Here is a 20707-nt window from a genome sequence, read left to right as displayed (position 1 = left end):
GGTGAAAACGCTAGAACAAAAAGTAGCGCTGAGCCATTGGTAACACATCAGCTGGCTCACAGGTCAGGAGTTCGCCGTCGGCTCGGACCTCGTAAGTTTCAGGATTGACCTCCATATGGGGCTGATAGGCGTTCAGCTTCATGTCGGCTTTGCGAATGCTGCGGGTGCCGCTGACGGCGATCGCAGTCTTCTGCAAGCCTATCTGCTCAGCCACACCTGCCTCGACAGCGGCTCGGGAAACAAACGCAAAGTTGGTCGCCCCGATCGCGCCTCCATAGCTGCCGAACATGGGCCGCATATGAATCGGCTGGGGGGTCGGAATGCTCGCATTTGGATCACCCATCTGTGCCCAAGCGATCGTGCCTCCCTTGATCACAATCTCGGGTTTGACCCCAAAAAAGGCAGGCTTCCAGAGGCAGAGATCCGCGAGTTTGCCTTCTTCTACAGAGCCTACATGGCCTGAGATGCCGTGGGTTAGCGCAGGATTGATGGTGTATTTAGCGACATAGCGCTTGGCTCGATAGTTGTCATTGCGGTCTGAATCTTCAGGTAAGGCACCCCGCTGTACTTTCATTTTGTGAGCCGTCTGCCAGGTACGGATAATCACCTCGCCTACCCTGCCCATGGCCTGAGAGTCTGAGGCAATCATGCTGAAGGCCCCCAAATCATGCAGAATGTCTTCCGCAGCAATGGTTTCGCGACGAATACGGGACTCCGCAAAGGCCACATCTTCGGGAATGCTGCGACTCAGGTGATGACACACCATCAGCATGTCCAAATGTTCTTCGAGGGTGTTGGTGGTGTAAGGCCGTGTGGGGTTCGTGGAAGAGGGCAACACATTCGTTTCGCCACACACCTTGATGATGTCGGGAGCGTGTCCGCCGCCTGCACCTTCTGTGTGATAGGTATGAATGGCACGCCCCTTGAAGGCCGCGATCGTATCTTCCACAAAGCCTGATTCGTTCAGCGTATCGGTGTGAATGGCGACCTGGACGTCGTAGTCATCAGCCACACTCAGACAGGTGTCGATCGTGGCTGGCGTTGTTCCCCAATCCTCATGCAGCTTCAGTCCCAATGCCCCGGCCTGCACCTGTTCAATCAGTCCAGGCTGCAAGGCACTGTTACCCTTGCCTAAAAAACCGAAATTGAGCGGGAACGCATCAGCGGCCTGGAGCGTTCGAGCCATGTGCCAAGCTCCGGGCGTACAGGTCGTCGCGTTGGTGCCCGTTGCGGGTCCGGTACCGCCGCCAATCATGGTCGTGACCCCTGAGGCGATCGCGGTCTCGATTTGCTGAGGACAGATGAAGTGAATATGAGCATCAATGCCCCCCGCAGTGAGAATCATGCCCTCGCCTGCGATCGCCTCCGTGCCGGGACCGATGATGATATCGACATTATCCTGAATGTAGGGATTCCCCGCTTTCCCGATCTTGGCAATCCTGCCATCTTTCAGACCGATATCGGCCTTAACGATGCCCCACCAGTCCAGAATTAGCGCATTGGTGATGACCGTATCGACTGCACCGTCTTCCCGCGAAATGGGAGACTGGCCCATGCCGTCTCGAATCACCTTACCGCCTCCAAATTTCACCTCATCACCATAGGTTGTGAAATCCCGCTCAACCTCGATGATGAGAGCAGTGTCGGCTAGCCGAACGCGATCGCCCACCGTAGGGCCATAGGTTTCAGCGTAGGCGCGTCGATCCATGCGGTAGCTCATGGGCAATCCTTTAAGACTAAAGAACGAACTCTACAGCGCAACTGTAGGGAAAACAATCACCGCAAGCCGCTAAATCGCTTACAGTCGGCAATATTCTACGGCGACTTGGCGGCTGCGATCGCCCGTTTCGATCTTTCGTAACGATGCAGCAGTTTGTGCCATTGATCGACTCCTCGTAGAATAAGCCAGCGGGATATACTGACAAAGCTGACGTTTTATGGATTGTTTACTTTTCTTCAATGGTCCCGACTGATTCCCTCCAGAGGCCGTCTTTTGAATCTCAATTTCAAAAGGCTGCTCAGGCTGGCAAATTTCTGGTGACTGCAGAGGTCATGCCCCCCAAGGGAGGAAATCCTGACCATATGATCAGCATGGCGCAGAAGCTGAAAGGGCGCGTGCACGCAGTCAATATTACGGATGGCAGCCGCGCCGTTATGCGGATGTCTTCTTTAGCCGCAGCGGCACTTCTCAAGCAGCGGGGTATTGAACCCATTTGCCAGATGGCCTGTCGCGATCGCAACCGCATTGCCTTGCAGGCTGACTTGTTGGGTGCCCATGCATTAGGTATTCGCAACATCCTAGCGCTAACCGGTGATCCGGTTAAAGCGGGCGACAATACGGATGCTCGTTCCGTGTTTGATCTAGAGTCCGTCCGGTTATTGAAACTGATTCGGCAGCTCAACTGTGGTTTGGACGCTCAGGAGCGCCCATTACCTGATCAACCAACGAATCTATTTGCAGGAGCCGCGATCGATCCTCAATGTCGCAGTTGGTCAGGGTTGCAGCGTCGATTTGAAAAGAAGGTTGAGGCAGGTGCCCAATTCTTTCAAAGCCAATTAATTGCAGACTTTGAGCGTCTGGAGAAATTCATGGATCAGGTAGCAGTAGGATGCGATCGCCCAATCTTGGCCGGCATATTTCTTCTGAAATCGGCGAAAAATGCTCAGTTTATTAATCGGAACGTTCCCGGAGTGCAGATTCCCGACTCGATCATCGAGCGTTTAGCTAAAGCTGCCGATCCGCTTCAAGAAGGCATCTGTATTGCTGCGGAACAAATCAAAGCAGCTCGGGAGCTTTGCCATGGAGTCCATATGATGGCGATTCGTCGGGAAGACTTGATCCCTCAAATTTTGGACTTAGCCGACATTAGTCCGATTCTTGATTAGCCAAGTCAACCGCAGCAGTTGCCGCAAAGCCGTTATTGTCTGGCGTATTGATGACAGTGTCCGCTGAGCAAAGATGCTCTAAAACCTGATCAGCGGCCATTAGTCGCTTGAGAACAACCTGTCCAATCGTTTGTGTGGAAGGTGTTGTTGGACGGACTTCAACCATCAAAACGGCTTCTTCAACTTGATAAAGCCAAAGCTTCTCACCATTTTCGACCATGCATAGGGGCATCTTTTTGAGATGAGGCTTACGCTGCCACGCAAATTCATTCCAAAGCCCGCCAAACTCCCATATTCTGCCCGTCTGCCATCCTTCTGAAAGGAAAAAATATTTCACCAGTACACTCCGCGATGCAGCGATTCAGTGTATCTCATCAGAAAACAACCCGAAAGCAATGCAGAGATCAGCCTATCTCCTGCTATTAGCGAAGATAGCCTACGCTCTTTTAAGACGGATAGTTACTTGGAACACTCTTTACGAAATTATCTAATGATTCTTGAAAATGCGATCGCCTAATTCGTGAAAAGATGACGTCTTATTCCATCGACCACTTTGTTTTAACCGTTCACAATTTGGACCGGACCTGTCGATTTTACGAACAAGTTCTCCATATTCCCGTGGTGACTTTTGGGGCAGGTCGCAAAGCCTTGCAGCTGGGCAACCAGAAAATCAACCTCCATGAGCTGGAAAGCCCTTTTTCACCCCACGCTCAACGACCAACCTCCGGCTCTGCCGACTTTTGCTTAATGGTGGATACGCCTGTCGATGTCTTGATGAATCATCTGACGGAACAGGCTGTGCCTGTTTTGGAGGGGCCTGTAGAAAGAACCGGTGCTCAAGGACGGCTACTGTCTATCTATATTCGTGATCCTGACGGCAATCTGATCGAGCTTGCCAATGACCTGTCAGCCTCCGAGGTTTCGCCAGGAACCTAAACCCAGCTGGATACAACTACGACATGTAAGGCTCCAGGACGAATAGCTTTTTGTGCAAATCCTGGTGATGAAAACGCCCTTATTTCTAGCCGTGAACAGCAGCGAATGTGGCCTTTATCCTTCTCTATTTCATCCCGATCGCCCCTTACAACAGAACTAATAGGACACTCAACTGCCACCATCATCTCGTTTTGTTGGGAGGGTTACCATGGGCGAGCGACTTCAAAAAATAGTTCGGCGTTTAGAACCACAAGACTTATGCGTCGGCAGTTACGGCCATGCTGTTTGGTCACTTCAATTAGCGCTGCAAGAGTTGTCTTTGTTCAACGGCGTAGCTAATGGCTTCTTTGGTGAAGATACTGACTTGGCCCTACGCCGACTTCAGAGAGCGGTCGGATTAGCAGAGACAGGCGAATTTAACATCGCGACCTGGTACGCCCTCACGTTTTGGATGAAACCCACGAAACAACTGGGATTGTCATCCTCTGTTTCAGTGCCCTGGCAGTGGCCGTTGCGTCTTCTGCAACTGTTCCGTAGCAGGTGTTCTGTTGCTATCGCTGAGAATTGCGAATATAGCCGTCGCCAGTTCCGTTAGGACAAGACGGCGAGCCATCTGGCCTATGCTAAGCACCCGGATGCTATTGGGAATGCACAAGCCTAGATGGCTAAAGCTATAACTTCCCCCTTTGACTAAATCATGGTTAAAACAACTACACCGTATTGGAATCCTCTCCGAGTCGAAAATGCTGATCAGTGGAGCGCGATCGCAGACACGAACGGCATGATTGAGCAAATAACCCTTGCTGTGGACGAGAAGACTGGCGACTATACCCGATTAACACGCTTCAAAGCAGGTGCCGACACTACAGCTATCGGTCCTCAGGTCCACCATTATCCCGAAGAGATTTTTATTGTGTCTGGTCAGCTTTATGATCAAGCGTTCGATCGCTGGCTAGAGCCCGGTGACTATGCCAGTCGTCCACCAGGCGAAGTCCACGGACCTTTTCAAGCAAAAACAGACTGTATTGTTCTGGAATGCTCCTATCCCAATGCCGCATCCACTTAAGGAGACTTTCAAATGAATTGCCTACAGGCTGAACACTATTGGCAGAATTACCTTCAAACAATGCCGAATAGAGGAAGACGCGATCAGCGCTATCTCGTTGATCAGTTTGGCGATACACCCGAACTGGCTGATGAGTTGGGGCAGCTCGTTTTGAGCAATACCAAAACAGCCACCTGTTCAGCGCTATGGGAATGGGAAGCTGAGAAAAGTCCGCTCCCGACCGTGGGCCTAAAAACCGTTGTCCTCGATGGTGCAGACCATCCAATTTGCATCATCGAGACCACTGAAGTGACTATCCTGACGTTCAACGAAGTTGACGCTCGGTTTGCCTATGATGAGGGAGAAGGCGATCGCACCTTGGACTCTTGGCGACGAGAGCACTGGAAATATTTCTCGCGAGCTTTGCCTAGAATCAGAAAGGTCCCGTCTCCTGATATGCCGCTGGTCTGTGAGCGATTTCGAGTCTTGCATCGGTTTTAGCCCTACGAGAATGAAGCACAATTTTCTGCTGATATTGAAACACTTGATATTCGAGACAAGTCACTCGCCAAAACTGTCAGGCTCTTTGAGGGTAAGGGTTTCGCCTGCAATGATTCACATTGTTACCGACTGAGAACTCACACAACTACGCATTTAATAATCAGGGACTGGCTTAAAGATATAGGACTTGTAGAAGACAGAATGGATGAACCGGAAGGGAACGTGAAGGAACTAGGAATGTTATTTAAGTTCATGGTCTCTCAGAGTACTTGCGCTCAAAGACAAGTCATAGAGCTAACTACAAACGACAAAGGTTTTGTAGTCGACTTTTCACTTTCACTCAGTGATGTTCATACTCTATATGAATATGGATGTAACCTGATTGACTACAAGAGCTAGCTGTAGGCATTCAATAGATCGTTGGTGCAAGCTCTGACTCCTACGTTTCGCCAACTAAGTCCAGAATCTGCTGGTATAGTGCTGGAGAAATTCTGAAGTTGGATGTGGCAATTAGGCTATCCATTAGAGGTTGGACAGCTAAAATCAGCTTCTTTTGCTTGGCTTCAACCAAAACGCCTAATAGTCCAGTAATTCTGATGCCCAGACGATCTGCCTCGATTCTGCCACGGCGCTCATCAATTAGAAGCAAATCGGCATCAAGCTCCAGTGCCAGAGCGATTGCTTCTGACTCGCCAGGATCCAGCCGTGCTTTAGTTCTGAGTTGCTGCACAATAGACTGGTTTATAACTGGCTGCACTTTGAGCCATTGAGCAGATTGAACTTCAACTTTTCCCGGAACCAGAGAATCGATCTGAGCTAACTCGCGATATACCGCAATGGGAATTGTGACTTGCTCATAAAGTTGAACCAAAAGGTCAAGTCGTTGAATGGCAGCCAGATTCGTGATGGCCGAGGTATCGCTAACGACGATCACAACCGCCCCAATGCTCGGAGATTTTTCAGATCGAGTTCGAAATCTTCAACGCTGTAGCTGTAAAGTGGAATGCTGCGCTGTTTGAGCAATTGCCGAAATGTAGTGATCGGCATTTCGGCAAGTTGGCTGGCATAGCCTAGCGTCAGCCGCCCGGTTTGGAAAAGATGGATGGCAATTTCTTGACGAAATTCATTAGGAGTCAGGTGAGCCGCTTGTAAGATTTCGTCTGAGATGACGATGCTCATAGCAGAAAGATAATTTGTAAGTGTTTTCAGCTTAGCCTACGCACACTTGACTCAGCGATAAACCGAATCCATATTCAACAGCCTCTATATTCAGGCAGCAACACCAGTAGGCAAAGAAGACTGATAGCGAGAAATCATTTTAGATAACCTGCGCTTAGTCCCGTAGGTGAAAATGTTGATATCAAGCAAATACTTCATTTCCTGATCTCGCTCCCTTGTCTGGATACAGCATGAGGAACAATAATTGAGTTTCATCGGGTTCTGCGTGAACACTCTACGTATGATTGATTGTCATCCGATCATCCTTTCCCCTCGTTAAACCTTGACACGTTCTAAGGCGAACCTGAGAAAAATTATCCATGTGGATATGGATGCTTTTTATGCAGCGGTGGAGCAGCGAGACAATCCCCTGCTGCGCGGCAAGGCGATCGCAGTGGGGGCGCTACCTGAACAGCGTGGAGTAGTGATGACCGCGAGCTATGAGGCTAGGCAGTTTGGCATCCATTCAGCCATGCCGTCTCGCACGGCCATCCTCCGCTGCCCGCATCTGATATTCGTCAAGCCTCGGTTTGATGTCTACAAAGCCGTCTCGGCTGACATCAGAAAGATCTTTTTCGACTATACCGATTTAGTCGAACCGCTCTCTTTGGATGAGGCCTACCTAGATGTGACTGTGGATAAGCAGGGAATGGGGTCAGCTGTGGCGATCGCGCAACACATCAAACACCGTATCAAAGAGTCTCTACATCTCACGGCATCCGCTGGCGTTTCTATCAACAAATTTTTAGCCAAGATGGCATCGGACATCCAAAAGCCAGACGGTCTCTATTTGATTTCACCAGAGCAAGCTGAAGGCTTTTTAGAACAGTTGCCGATTGAATCGTTTTACGGCATTGGTCCGGCGACAGCCACCAAAATGAAGGCGTACGGTATTGCCACAGGCGCAGACCTGAAGCAGTGGGAGAGAACACGACTAATCGCAACCTTCGGTAAAGCTGGCGATCACTACTATCGCATTGTGAGAGCGGAAGACAATCGCCCGGTCAATCCCAATCGCATTCGTAAGTCGATTGGGTCTGAGCGCAGCTTTTCTAAGGATCTGCGACGACGCGAAGATCTGGATGCCGCCCTCGTGAAGATTGCCCAGGAGGTCCATCAGCGGCTCACCCAGAATCAGCACTACGGCTACACCATCACCCTCAAGATCAAGTACGGCAACTACGAGACCATCACACGCAGCCGGACGTTGGATAGTCTCATTCGAGAACCAGAGGCAATTTTGCAATTGTCCCGCAATCTGCTGTCTGCCCACATTGATCCGAGCCGACCTGTCAGACTATTGGGCATCACGATATCGAACCTGGAAAATCCTCAAGTCTTTCAGCAGCTGACGCTAGACCTAGCCATTGAAAAAGAATATAGGTGAAAGATATAGCCCTGTGCAGTAGCTTGGTTAAGCACCGCCCACCCTGCGGTGCTCACCGAAACCAGCGTGAAGAACGTACAAAATCAGCATCGTAAGCAGTGCATAACCTATCGATGGACATTCTGCGTAAGTCCTGTGAAATCGAAAGTCGAGAATGGGTATCAGAGGGTCTGCCAAAAGATACGAATCGCCATCAAAAAGCAAACTGTGACTACGATTGGTTTGATCAGCGCAGCCCCAACTTTCATCACCATCCTGGCTGCAATAGCCGCTCCAATTGCCTGACCAATAATCATCACCCCACCAACAATCCAAACAATCTGCCCAAACAGGATGAAGTAGAGCAGCGATGAAAAATTACTCGTAAAGTTCAAAATCTTGGCATTTGCGGTGGCTTTTGAGAGGCCATATCCACACAACGTGACAAGGGATAAGGCGATAAAACTTCCTGTTCCAGGTCCAAAAAAGCCATCGTAAAATCCCAGTGTTGGAGCTGCGCTAATAGCAAAGATAGGCAGGCTAACTGTGTGCCGTTTGTCAGTGTCGTCGATGTTAGGGGACATCAGAACATAGCAGCCAACTAAGACAAGCAGGATGGGTAATGCTCGGACAAGAAATTCGGTATTGCTTTTTAGAACGAGCCAGCTCCCAATGACGGATCCTAAAAAGGTCGTCAGCACCAGCCAGCGGATAGTTCGAAACTGGATGGCCCCTTGCTTCAGGAAATAAGTGGTTGCCACCAGGGTGCCGCAGCTGCCTTGGAGTTTGTTGGTGGCGATCGCGCTTGCAGGCGGCATCCCCGTCAATAAAAGCGCTGGAACTGTCAGAAGGCCGCCACCCCCAGCAAGGGTATCAACCCATCCTGCTATCAACGCAACCCCAAAGAGAAAGACCAGCGTGCCCAAGCTGAATTCCATGAAATGATAGCGATTCCTAGTTCTTTGATTGGCTTTGCTTATCAGCGGAATAATCGGCTGCCCTTCGCAAAGGAATTATTGATGAAATCCCGCAGAACGAAGGATTTAAGAGACCCTGCCGAGCTATAGCAATCCTATTTGGATTTTGAATGTTTTTAAGAAAAACCTTATTTAAAAAGCTTTCTCACCCCCGAAATCATCTGGGATGGGTATATAACCTTAGCCATCCATGCTAGTGCATCCAATAGCACCTCGGTGCTTAGCATATCGCCCAATAGCTCGCTATTTTGGCCCGACGGAACTAGCGATGGCTATTATCAATTTAAATAAATGATTTGAATTATCTAAAATCATCTATAAACACTTATAAAATCGCTCTCTATAGTCGGGCTGCCTCAGCTATATTCGAGTTCATACCGATCGGTTTTGGAGGTCAGAAATACTACCGATTCAGCATTTTTGATTTTAGATTGGCCTGTAAACCCTAATTCCAGACTTGTATTTACAGCTTTAGCCATCTAGGCTTGTGCCCTGAATAGCATTCAGGTGCTTAGTTTATCGCCCAATGGCTCGCCGTCTTGTCCTAACGGAACTGGTGACAGCTATACATAACACTAAATGCTTAAGCGCACCAGAATTGTGTCAAAGGTGAAGCGGGATAATGAACTTACGCAACTAAGGTGATGACGTTTCCATCGACGACCCCGCCAACTTTATCGATAGTCCCTCCTGGCTACACTGTGATTGAGCAGCTACACCAGGGATCGCGGACCCGGGTTTATCGTGCACTGCATACGGCACAGCAGCAGTCGGTAGTCATCAAGATATTGCGAAACGACTACCCTACCTTTAACGACCTGGTCCAGTTTCGCAATCAATACGCGATCGCCAAAAACCTGCCTATCCCTGGCATTGTTCATCCTATCAGCCTGGAACCCTTGGGCAGAAGCTACGCCCTCGTAATGGAAGATTGGGGTGGAGTTGTCCTAGAAACCTACTGTCAACAGCAACGACTTGCACTGTCCGAAAGTCTGGGCATTGCCATACAGCTAGCCGATATTCTTCACGGTCTCTGTCAGAACCGAGTGGTTCATAAAGATATTAAACCTGCCAATATTCTCATTCGCCCTGACTCTAAAGCGGTGAAACTGATGGATTTTAGTATTGCCTCTTTGCTCCCCAAAGAGGCTCGGGAACTTCAAAGTCCAAACACGTTGGAAGGGACACTAGCCTATTTAGCGCCCGAGCAAACTGGACGAATGAACCGTGGCATTGACTATCGTGCTGACTTTTATGCGCTTGGGGTAACGCTGTATCAGTTGCTGACCGGTACTTTGCCCTTCACCACAGAAGATCCTTTGGAATTAGTGCATTGCCATATCGCCAAGCTGCCGCCCCCAATCGATCAGGTCAACCCTGAAGTGCCTGCAACGGTAGCAGCCATTATCAACACGCTGATGGCTAAAAATGCAGAGGATCGTTATCAAAGTGCATTGGGTCTAAAGCATGATCTGGAATGCTGCCTGCAGCAGTGGCAGACAACGGGCGGAGTGGTTCCCTTCGAGTTAAGACAACGGGATGTCTGCGATCGCTTTCTCATTCCAGAGAAGCTCTATGGTCGCAAAGCGGAAGTTCAAACACTTCTGACGGCTTTTGAACAGGTTGCAGAGGGCGCTTTGGAGTTGATGCTGGTGGCAGGCGTCTCCGGAATTGGTAAAACAGCCGTCGTTAGCGAGATTCATAAACCCATCACTCGCCGTAACGGCTACTTCGTTAAGGGCAAATTTGATCAGTTCAATCGCACCCTTCCTTTCTTAGGCTTTGCTCAGGCTTTACAAGATTTGGTAGAGCAATTGCTGCCAGAATCGGATGCGCAGCTAGCCAACTGGCGGACAAATATCCTGACAGCGTTAGGAGAAAGTGGTCAAGTCCTAGTCGATGTTGTACCCGCGCTAGAGCGCATTATTGGCAGACAGCCTCCTGCCCCAGACCTCTCAGGGACGGCAGCACAGCAACGCTTCAATCGCCTGTTTCAAAGACTGATCGCGATATTTACAACGGCCAAGCATCCGCTAGTCCTATTTTTAGACGATTTGCAATGGGCTGATCCAGCTTCGCTGCAACTCATCAAATTGCTGATGGACAATGACGGGTATCTGCTCTTGATAGGGGCTTATCGCAGTAACGAAGTGTCTCACGCACATCCTCTATGCGCGCTGATTGAGGAGTTGCGGCAGGGACAAAGATCTTCTGTTGACGTTCTAACCCTTTCACCACTAGGTTTTGCAGAGACCAATCAACTCGTTGCAGAGGCCATGCACTGTTCAATTGAGCGATCGCCGCCCCTCGCCAAACTGATTAATCGAAAAACGCGAGGAAATCCTTTTTTTATCACTCGACTTCTCAAACAGCTGTACGAAGACAAATTTATTCAATTTGACTATGAGCGAGGTCATTGGGATTGCGACATTACCCAAGTGGATGCGCCTTACCTGACTAATGATGTTGTAGAGTTAATTGCGCAACAGCTGCAAAGATTGCCACATCAAACACAGCAAGCCCTGAAATTAGCAGCTTGCTTAGGTAGTCAATTCGACCTAGCAACGTTGTCGATGATTTCAGAGCAAGGGGAAACAGCAATAGCAGCGGCCTTATGGAAAGCTCTGCAGGAAGAGTTTATCCTACCTGTGGATGAAACCTACAAGCTTTTTCAGAATGCTGATGTAGTCATTCCTGAAACAGTTTCAGTTCCATATAAGTTTCTGCATGACCAAGTGCAACAGGCTGCTTATCGTCTCATTCCTGAAGTTGAAAAGCCAAGCACTCATTTAAGAATCGGCAGATTGATAATCAATCAGCTCTCTGATTCAGAATTAGAACCACGCTTGTTTGACGTTGTTAACAGCATGGGGATAGGTAAAGCACTAATAACTGACCCCAGTGAACAACATCAGTTCGTTCAGCTTCTCTTAAGAGCATCCTATAAGGCTAAGAGCACCACGGCCTATGCTTTGGCTGTTCAATACTGCCAAATGGGTATTGACATGCTGGGGCAGCAGGCGTGGAAACATCAGCAGACGTTGATTCAAGAACTGTGTGAGGTTGGTGCAGAAGCAGCCTGCCTAGCCAGCGATTTTGAAAAATCCGAAGCATTGACAGCACTGGTTTTAGAACAAGTCAACCCTGTTTTTCAAAAGATCAAAAGCTACGAAATCAGAATCCTATCTTACACGATTCAAAATAGAACATCAGAAGCCTTGCGAATAGGCTTTCAGGTGTTATCTAAACTGAACATAGAGTTTCCATCAAATCCTAGCTCAGCTGCGGTTTTATGGGGATTTCTCAGAACAAAAGTTTTGCTGAGAAGACGCTCTATTCAATCGTTAAAAGAGGCTCCAATTATGCTGGAGCCTGTAGCTAAAGCCAGAAGCACTATTATCAAAGCAATTCTTCCAGCAGCTTACATTAGTGCTCCTGATTTTTATCCCCTGTTAATCTTCAAGCAAATTGAGCTTCTTTTAAGGTACGGCAATAGTGAAGTAGCTCCCTCAGCCTACAGCTCCTATGGTTTAATCGTAAGTAGTTTTTTAGGAAATATTGAAGCAGGGTATCAATTTGGAGAACTGGCTCTCGGGCTGATGGAAAATCCTGCTATTAAGCTAAATATTGAAGCAGGCGTTATTTTTACGGTTTATGCCCTCATTAAACATTGGAAATATCCGCTTCACGAAGTCAATCCCTTCTTATTTGAAAACTATCGAAGAGCACTAGAAGCGGGAGAAAATGAATATGCGGCCTGGTCAATTTTCTCCTATTTACGCAATGCTCGCTCGGCAGGGATGGAGTTAAACGAAAATGCTAGACAACATATTCTCTACATCAAAGCACTCGAAAAATCTCAGAAAAGAGCCGTTCTGGATTATGCCTATCCCAGTTACCAATTCACGCTCAATTTACTAGAATCCCAAGACGTGCTTGATGCTCTAAAGCGCCAAGGGTTTGATCGGGCTAGTCTGCTCAGATCTTTAGCGGAAGCAGACGATCGCTCTGGATTTTGTGCATTTTATTTGTATGAACTCATGTTTGCCTACTGGCTAGGTGATCTTGAGGCTGCCCTAGCTGCCATCTCGCAGTGTCGCCAATATCTAGACAGCGTCATCGGCTTCTACGAAGTCTTGCAATTTTGGTGGTTTGCGGCCTTAACTTGGTCGGCAGTCTATTCACAGTCCCCACAGCAGAAGCTATTGCTTAAACAAATTCAGCAGAGCCGAAAAAAGCTAAAAAAGTGGGCTCACCACGCTCCCGCAAACGTCCGCCACAAATGGGATCTGATAGAGGCAGAACACCACCGTATTTCAGGCAAAAAGGCATTAGCAGCTGACCTTTACGATCAGGCCATTCGTGGTGCCAAAACGAGCGGATACATTCAAGAAGAAGCGTTGGCGAACGAACTTGCAGCAAAGTTTTACCTGGAATGGGGAAAGGAAAATGCAGCCGCAGGCTACATGCAATCCGCCTATTATGGCTATGCTTACTGGGGAGCGAAGGCCAAAACCAAAGATTTAGAAAAGCGCTATCCTCAGCTTCTGCAACCTGTTCTTCAACAGACCGCAGTTGATCCTTTTGAAGCATTAGCGACGATCGCCCCCCCAAGCCTTTCTGTCCACAGCTCTGCTGAGTTGAGTCAAGCTTTTGGCCACCACTTCAACAGTGCATTGGACTTTACTGTTGTTCTTAAATCGTCTCAAGCCCTTTCAAAACTGACCCAGCTTGACGATCTCTTGTGGCAGTTGACCCAAACGATGCTGCAATCTTCTGGCGGCGATCGCTGTGTTCTAGCCTTACCGAGCCATCAGGACACTTGGCAAGTGCGGGCGATCGCGACTCCTGACTGCGTTGATCTCTGCGCAGAGCTTTTGGTGGATAGTTCCAAGGTTCCGGCTCAACTGATGCACTTCGTCAAAAACACCCGTGAAGTTATCGCTATCGACAACCTGACGACAGACCTCCCTTTTGTAGACGACTACCTCACCTACCATCAGCCTCAGAGTGTGGTCTGTCTGCCCATGCTGCATCACGATGACCTCGTGGGGGTGCTGTATCTCCACAATCAGCTCACCCGAGGTGCCTTTACGAGCGATCGCATTTTGGTGCTTAACTTTCTCTGTGTCCAAGCCGCGATCGCCTTGGAGAATGCTCATCTCTACCAGCAAGCTCAACGCTACAGTCAACAGCTTGAGCAATCCCAATTGCGGATTATCCAAAGCCAAAAGATGGCTTCTTTAGGCAATATGGTGGCTGGAGTCGCCCATGAAATCAACAATCCAGCCGGGTTTCTCAATGGCAGCATCAACAACGCTAAGAGTGATCTACATGACCTGCTAGCCTATATCGAACTCTATCAGCACCATCACCCCGAGGCCGCTTACCCCGTGCAGAACAAGGCTGAGGCAATTGACCTTGACTTTCTCAAGCAGGATTTCCCAAAATTATTGACTGCCATGCAGGGGGCAACTGACCGGATCAAAGCCATTAGTAACAGCTTGCGCGTCTTCTCTCGCGCCGACGCCGAGCATCAGGTCAGTGCCGACCTACATGAGGGGTTGGATAGTACGCTCCTGATTTTGAAATATCGGCTAAAAGACAATGAGCGGCGGCCCGCCATTGAAGTGATACGGCAATATGGTGACCTACCAGTAGTGAAATGCTTTCCTGGACAACTGAACCAGGTCTTTATGAATATCCTGGCGAATGCCATTGATGATTTTGATGAAGCCGCCCAAAGTGCCTCGATTGCCGACCTAGAAATGTCTCCTCAGCGAATTATGATTACGACTGCGCTAAAGAATCTAGACACCGTTGAAGTTCGCATCAGGGACAACAGTCGAGGCATGTCGGAAGACGTCCAGAAACGAATTTTTGACCATCTCTATACGACGAAAGGAACGGGCAAAGGAACCGGGTTGGGACTGACGATCGCCCGACAAATCATCGTAGACAAGCACCACGGTTCCCTAACAGTGCAGTCTGAGCCAGGTCAGGGAACCGAATTCTGTATTGGTTTACCCGTAAACGGGCGAGGTTGCCAAGACGAAATCGCCAACATAGATGCCTAAATCACGAGCCGTTTGGACCCAGAGACTGTCGAGTTCTACCGGATTGGGACACAGGTGGGTACGATGCCGTTCCTTAATCATCGGCATGACGGTACCAAGAGGCTTGCTATCGACCCGTCCCTGAGACCAGATCACAAGCTGCTGATACTTTTCCGCAGCAATCAGCTCGACAGCCTTGCAACCAAAGGCAGCAGCCAAACGGCGATCGCTCGACGAGGGAACACCGCTGCGCTGAATGTGGCCCAGCGTGGTAGCCCGTGTTTCCAAATGCTTCAGATGGCAAAATTGAGGCTGTCCGGTTTCACAGAGCCGTTGCCCATAGGTTTGAATTTGCTTTGCCAAAGTATCACCGATGTACTTTTCTTTCCCATCGGCCTGATTGCGAACGCCCTCGGCAACCACGACAAGCGCAAACTGGCGATCGCGCTGGCGTAACTGCACGATTTGCTGGCAAATGCCATGAAGGACGCGATCGTTCAGCTTCGGAGTCAGCTCAGGAATCAGGATCACATCAGCCCCACCGGCAATGCCCGACTGTAGAGCCAAATGTCCTGCATCGCGCCCCATTACTTGCACCACAATAATACGGTTATGGCTAGCGGCAGTGAACGTCAGGTCGTAAAGGGCACGAGTCACCGTGTTAACCGCCGTATCAAAGCCCAGAGAGCACTCCGTAAAAGGAACATCATTGTCAATTGTTTTAGGAATCGCAACCCAGTTCCATCCCCCTTTTTCAGCTAGATCATTGAGAATGCTGAGACTACCATCGCCCCCCAGCGCAATCAGCGCATCGAGTCCTAAATGTCGATACCCTTTCAAAATCTCATCTGCACTGGCAAAATCATCGGGGCTGCCGCTATTCAACGCGCCTAAAATGCTGCCACTCAGGAACTGAAGAATATCAACGCCGCGAAGCAGACCTGGAATGTCGAAACCGTGTTCTTGCAGCCGTAAATCCTGCCTATCGCAGTTGCCCTGCTCCAGATTAATTAATCCCTGGGTTCCATAGGGAATGCCATAAACCTCCCAACCTCGCTGCGTCGCGCATTTGACAACAGCTCTGATGACACCATTAAGACCAGGACAGTCACCACCGCTTGTTAGAATACCGATTTTTTTAGAGCGGGTAGAAACAGACATCTAAAACTCATTTCCTTAGTATTACCCAAATAGCATTATTCAAATTAGGCGGAAAACGACGGAATTTGAAGCTAACTGCATGAGTCTTAGCTAAATTTCAGATTTCTAGCTTAGAAAAAGAATTTGAGGAAGTTGTGAAGATGTTACCAAAGGCGGGAAGATGCAGCCTACTTCTACCCTTCACGCGACCTCACCAAACGATATAGCGCATCGTACAAGTCATTGAGCTCAACGGGTTTGGGGAGATGCATCTGGAATCCTGCTGCGATCGCCTCTTGCACATCTTGATCAGAGGTATAGCCGGTCAGGGCGATCGCCGGAATGTCGCCGCCCTGGTCTGAAGGGAGCGATCGTATTTGTTGTATGAACTCATAGCCATTGATATCGGGCAGACCCACATCGCTAATAATGACGTCTAACGTTTCCTCAGGAATAATGTCAAGGGCTTCAGCAGCGGACTGGGCAGTGAGAACAGTTGCTCCTATTTCCTGCAAAGCAAACATGTAGAGCGTTAAACTGGCCTCCGTGTCATCGACTATTAGCACCCGCATACCCTCTAAGCTGACATCTTCGGCAGGGCGTGGCTCAGTAGGGGATGGTGGAGCAATATCAACGACCACCCAAGGCAGCGTAATGGTGAAGGTGGTTCCTTGATTTTCGCCTGAACTTTCAACCTCCACATGTCCCTCATGGGCTGCCACAATAGAGTGGACGAGGAACAGGCCAAGCCCAAGTCCTCCTGTCCGTCGGGTATTGGTATCATCCGCTTGGCGAAAGATATCAAAAATGTAGGGCAACAATTCAGGTTCAATACCCTGTCCCGTGTCACTAATTTGCACTCGCACTTGAGAGGGGGTATAAGTCAGTCGAACGGAGATCTGGCCTCCTGATGGTGTGAACTTGACGGCATTGGACAGCAAGTTAGAAAAGACTTGGCCCATGCGACCCGGATCTGCCATCAGCCGATTTGAACAGTTTTCTAAATCGACATTGAGCTGAAGAGACTTTTCATACGCCTGAGGTTGAATAGCGGTGACCGCTTCCTGCACAACAGCAGTTAAGTTAACGGGTAATAATTCAACCTGAAAACGGTCCTGAACAATGCGAGAAGCATCCAGCAAATCTTCAATGAACTGAAGCTGAACCAAAGCACCATTGCGAATGGCGGCGATCGCCCGATTCACATCAGCGTCTCGTACTTGTCCCTGAATCAGAAGCTGTGACCAGCCCAGGATGCTATTGAGGGGAGTTCGTAATTCGTGGGAAAGGACCGACAGAAACCGATCCTTGCTAGCGTTGGCAGCGCGGGCAGCTTGTTCTTGCTCCTGCAATCGCTGTCGCTCTCTTTCAGCACGCACCAAACTAATAAACCCGGATGCCTGCCGCGCGTAGAGATCTAGCAGTCGCAACTCCCGCTCGGAAGGACGATAGGGCTGCGAAAAGTGGGTAGATAGAACCCCCAACATCTCGCCGTTGTGGCTAATCAAAGGAGTTGCCTGAAGCGCTTGAATCCCGGCATCTGCGGCAATTTGACGATAGCTCTCAAACTCAGGATCAGTTTGGATATTCTCAATCACAACGCGCCGTCTCTGCAGAAGGGTACGACCATAGAACGTCTCGTCTGTTAGCGCAATGTCTTGAAAATAGTCCAAGAAGTCTTGGTCGATCTCGCGATGAGCCACGATTCTCAAAGTATCTCGTTCTGGATCATAAAGATGAGCACAGCCCTGTTCGGCTTGATGGATAGCGATCGCCGCATCCAGGACTTCGTTCAACGCCTGCTCCAAATCAAGAGAGGCGAACAGTTGCAGACTCAGTGTCCGCATGTGATTCATGGCCACCAGTTCTCGCTCAAGCTGAGCCTGACTCGCCCGCAACTCTTCCTCGGTTCGCCTCAGATTGTTGATATCAATCAGCGCAATGACCGCTCCATCAATCTGATTCTCAACGGTTCGATAGGGACGAATTCTCAGCAGATACCATCGTCCTTCCTCGTCCTTGACCTCCTGTTCGGTGGAATTAAGAGTGTCGATTACTTCTTGAATCAGGACTTCCAAATTCGTGATGTTGACATTGGGTCGAATGTTGTTGATGGGTCGACCCACATCGGTAGGAATGAGGTTAAAGACGCCGCGAGCAGCTGGAGAAAAACTGCGAATGTGCAGATTGCTAGACAACATCACGATGGGAATGTTGACGTTGTTAATCAGATTGATCAGGTCATCGTTGGCCCGTCGTGATTCGGCATTACGACTTTGCAGTTCTTCATTGGTGGTCTTTAATTCCTCGTTAGCCGATTGAATTTCTTCCTTCGCGGTTTGCAGTTCTTCATTCGTACTTCTGAGTTCTTCGTTGCTGGATAGCACTTCTTCATTGGCCGCGACTAACTGCTGATGCGTAGCTTCCTGTTCCTCAACAGTCATTTGCAGAAAAGTGCGAGCATCCAGCAGTTCTTGACGCACCGTTGCCAGTTCTTGGCGTAATTGAACGACCTCAGTAGTTGGGTCTCCAAATTCGTCGTTCGTTTCTGCATCCGTTGTCAGTTCTAACGGTACAGACGAACTGTCTTCTTCTTGCTCAAATAAAACTAAGAAGCAGCGGCCTTGGGACACATTGAATGGAATGACCTCAAGAGATACCCCGACTGTTTGCGTTTCCTCAATGCGTAAATTTTGTCGCCTGATAGTGACGCTCCGCTGTTTTGCCTGCTCGATCGCTGATCGCACCTCATTCAACAGGCTAGGCCGAATCATCTTCAGCAAATTAAAGCTGGGTTCGCCTAAGGGCGGCCTCAAGAAGGGACTCGTTTCCCCTCGGAACTGCAAAATATCTAACCGGTCATTAATCACGATACCTACAGGGGCATATCGGTTTAGCACAATTTGATCGGCCCATTGCTGTATGCTGGACTGGCTGAGAGACGCCGAAAAATCCGGCTGCTGTCTAGAATCCGCCGCTTCAGGATGCTTGCTGCTGACGAAATCAAAGTTGATGCGGGAGGGCACCGCCTCTCGCTCATAGACCTTGGCTTGGGCATTAAACACCTGAAAGAGGTCTGACGTTTCGCCCACGCTTTCAGAATTGCCCAACATCAGCAGACCTGTTTGCCTCAGACTGTAGTGAAAGATGGACAAAACCCGCCGCTGCAAAGAGGGCTTAAAGTAGATCAACACATTACGGCAGGTAATCAGATCAATATCGGAAAAGGGGGGATCGCTACTCAAATCGTGCTTAGCGAAGATGCAGAGTTCCCGAACAGATTTATTAATTTGGTAGCCCCCATCTACCTCTGCAAAAAAGCGCTGTCGTCGCCCAGAAGACACCCCCTCCATGCGATTCTCAGGATAGTATCCAACGCGGGCATCTTCGATCGCCTGATCGCTTACGTCAGTCCCAAAAATTTGGATCGTTGGACTGATCATGAGTGGATCAATGCATTCCAGCAGACAAATCGCAACAGAGTAAGCTTCCTCACCCGTAGCGCATCCCGCGACCCAGACCCGAATGGAATCGCTTGCAGAAGGTTGTTGCAGAATGTGAGGAAACACCTGCTGGCGAAGCGTGGTAAACACCTCTGCATCGCGAAAGAAGTTAGTAACAGTGATGAGGACATCTTGATAGAGGGCCTTAACTTCAGTTGGATTGTCCTCCAAATAGTGAACATAGTCAGCCAAATGAGAAATCTTGCGCAGGGCCATCCGCCGTCGCATTCGCCGCTCAAAGGTCGTCTGTTTGTAGTGAGAAAAGTCAACCCCAGTATGCTTTTGTAGCAGACTAAAGATGGTGGAAAGTTCGCCGTCGTCAAAGACAAACGAATCGTCTGCTTCACCCGAAGCAGTTTCGCACAGGTAAGGATGCTTGCTGATCTTGACAAGCTCTTCAGCAATCTTGTCTGGAGCCAGAACAAAATCAACCTGCCCTGTAGCAATGGCAGCGCTAGGCATCTCAGGAAACTCGGTTGTCGTTCTGTCCTGAGCGAAGGTAATGCCACCGGCTTCTCGTACGGCTCGAATGCCTGTTGCACCATCATCGTTGCTACCAGAAAGGACGATCGCGATCGCATTGTTCTTGCAGTCATTTGCCAGAGACTGGAAAAACGGATCAATGACTTTGGGGTATCGTTGCCCTGGGCTGCGGGATTCTAAACAAAGTTGCTTGTTAGCAATCGTCATCCGTGCATCGGGTGGAAGCACATAGACATGATTGGCTTCTACTGTCATGCCATCTTCCGCCGTAGCAACTGGAAGTTCAGTAGCCCGCCCTAATATTTCACTCAATAAGCTTTCCTGATCGGGATTAAGATGCTGCATCAAGACAAACGCCATTCCGGTATCTAACGGCAAATGACTCAGGATTTCTGAAAGAACATCTAACCCGCCAGCAGACGCACCAATACCGACAACTAATAGAGCATTTTCATTGTTTTGACCGCTGACAGGTTGATCCGTCATTACAGAAGTTACGGTGGAAATTACATAGGGTTGGTCACAAGCTACCACCTAATTCAAAACTTCAGTCCATACCGTAGACAACCTAAACACCCAACCCTTTACCCATGCCC

General features: G+C 49.2%; 14 protein-coding genes. 7 read left to right on the top strand and 7 right to left on the bottom strand.

Going from position 1 to position 20707, the window contains the following annotated elements; genetic code table 11:
* Window positions 1-10 precede the first annotated feature (10 nt).
* Window positions 11-1720, bottom strand: coding sequence for an urease subunit alpha (gene ureC, locus PN498_RS17270; RefSeq protein WP_272064267.1), 1710 nt, complete (start codon window positions 1718-1720; stop codon window positions 11-13).
* A 239-nt stretch (window positions 1721-1959) separates the two neighbouring features.
* Between ureC and PN498_RS17265 the strand changes: the two genes are divergently transcribed.
* Window positions 1960-2886: a methylenetetrahydrofolate reductase gene (locus PN498_RS17265; RefSeq protein ID WP_272064264.1), complete on the top strand. Its 927-nt coding sequence runs from the start codon at window positions 1960-1962 to the stop codon at window positions 2884-2886.
* On the opposite strand, the gene PN498_RS17260 is transcribed toward PN498_RS17265, so the two are convergent.
* Window positions 2867-3223, bottom strand: coding sequence for a hypothetical protein (locus tag PN498_RS17260; RefSeq protein ID WP_272064263.1), 357 nt, complete (start codon window positions 3221-3223; stop codon window positions 2867-2869). The genes PN498_RS17265 and PN498_RS17260 overlap by 20 nt on opposite strands.
* A gap of 191 nt (window positions 3224-3414) precedes the next feature.
* Between PN498_RS17260 and PN498_RS17255 the strand changes: the two genes are divergently transcribed.
* The 4 genes from PN498_RS17255 (at window position 3415) to PN498_RS17240 (ending at window position 5368) form a co-directional block, all read left to right on the top strand.
* Window positions 3415-3822, top strand: a complete 408-nt coding sequence (locus tag PN498_RS17255; RefSeq protein ID WP_272064261.1) for a VOC family protein — start codon at window positions 3415-3417, stop codon at window positions 3820-3822.
* A gap of 208 nt (window positions 3823-4030) precedes the next feature.
* Window positions 4031-4417, top strand: a complete 387-nt coding sequence (locus tag PN498_RS17250) for a peptidoglycan-binding domain-containing protein (RefSeq protein ID WP_272064259.1) — start codon at window positions 4031-4033, stop codon at window positions 4415-4417.
* A 102-nt stretch (window positions 4418-4519) separates the two neighbouring features.
* Complete coding sequence (locus PN498_RS17245) at window positions 4520-4888, top strand: cupin domain-containing protein (RefSeq protein ID WP_272064257.1); 369 nt, start codon at window positions 4520-4522, stop codon at window positions 4886-4888.
* Window positions 4889-4900: 12 nt separating this feature from the next.
* Window positions 4901-5368, top strand: coding sequence for an ASCH domain-containing protein (locus tag PN498_RS17240; RefSeq protein WP_272064255.1), 468 nt, complete (start codon window positions 4901-4903; stop codon window positions 5366-5368).
* Between the two features lie 439 nt (window positions 5369-5807).
* Here PN498_RS17240 and PN498_RS17235 read toward each other — a convergent pair whose 3' ends face one another.
* Window positions 5808-6302: a DUF3368 domain-containing protein gene (locus tag PN498_RS17235; RefSeq protein ID WP_272064253.1), complete on the bottom strand. Its 495-nt coding sequence runs from the start codon at window positions 6300-6302 to the stop codon at window positions 5808-5810.
* Window positions 6299-6547, bottom strand: coding sequence for a UPF0175 family protein (locus PN498_RS17230; protein WP_272064251.1), 249 nt, complete (start codon window positions 6545-6547; stop codon window positions 6299-6301). Before PN498_RS17230 ends, PN498_RS17235 begins: the two co-directional genes overlap by 4 nt.
* A gap of 322 nt (window positions 6548-6869) precedes the next feature.
* Between PN498_RS17230 and dinB the strand changes: the two genes are divergently transcribed.
* Window positions 6870-7973 (top strand): DNA polymerase IV, encoded by a 1104-nt coding sequence (dinB, locus tag PN498_RS17225; RefSeq protein WP_272064249.1) that lies wholly within the window; start codon window positions 6870-6872, stop codon window positions 7971-7973.
* Between the two features lie 161 nt (window positions 7974-8134).
* Here the strand turns inward: dinB and PN498_RS17220 are convergent, their stop codons facing one another.
* Entirely contained in the window at window positions 8135-8890 is a 756-nt protein-coding gene (locus PN498_RS17220; protein WP_272064247.1) for a TSUP family transporter, read from the bottom strand.
* Window positions 8891-9573: 683 nt separating this feature from the next.
* On the opposite strand from PN498_RS17220, the gene PN498_RS17215 reads away from it, so the two are divergent.
* Entirely contained in the window at window positions 9574-15006 is a 5433-nt protein-coding gene (locus tag PN498_RS17215; RefSeq protein WP_272064245.1) for a trifunctional serine/threonine-protein kinase/ATP-binding protein/sensor histidine kinase, read from the top strand.
* Here PN498_RS17215 and PN498_RS17210 read toward each other — a convergent pair.
* Complete coding sequence (locus tag PN498_RS17210) at window positions 14953-16146, bottom strand: ATP-dependent 6-phosphofructokinase (protein ID WP_272064244.1); 1194 nt, start codon at window positions 16144-16146, stop codon at window positions 14953-14955. The genes PN498_RS17215 and PN498_RS17210 overlap by 54 nt on opposite strands.
* Window positions 16147-16319: 173 nt before the next feature.
* Entirely contained in the window at window positions 16320-20597 is a 4278-nt protein-coding gene (locus tag PN498_RS17205; RefSeq protein ID WP_272064243.1) for a chemotaxis protein CheB, read from the bottom strand.
* Window positions 20598-20707: the final 110 nt, after the last annotated feature.

Origin of the sequence: Oscillatoria sp. CS-180, from assembly GCF_028330965.1 — a bacterium.
GTDB lineage: Bacteria > Cyanobacteriota > Cyanobacteriia > Phormidesmidales > Phormidesmidaceae > Halomicronema.
The sequence above is the reverse complement of the archived record's forward strand: the minus strand, read 5'-3'. Positions and strand labels throughout refer to the sequence as shown.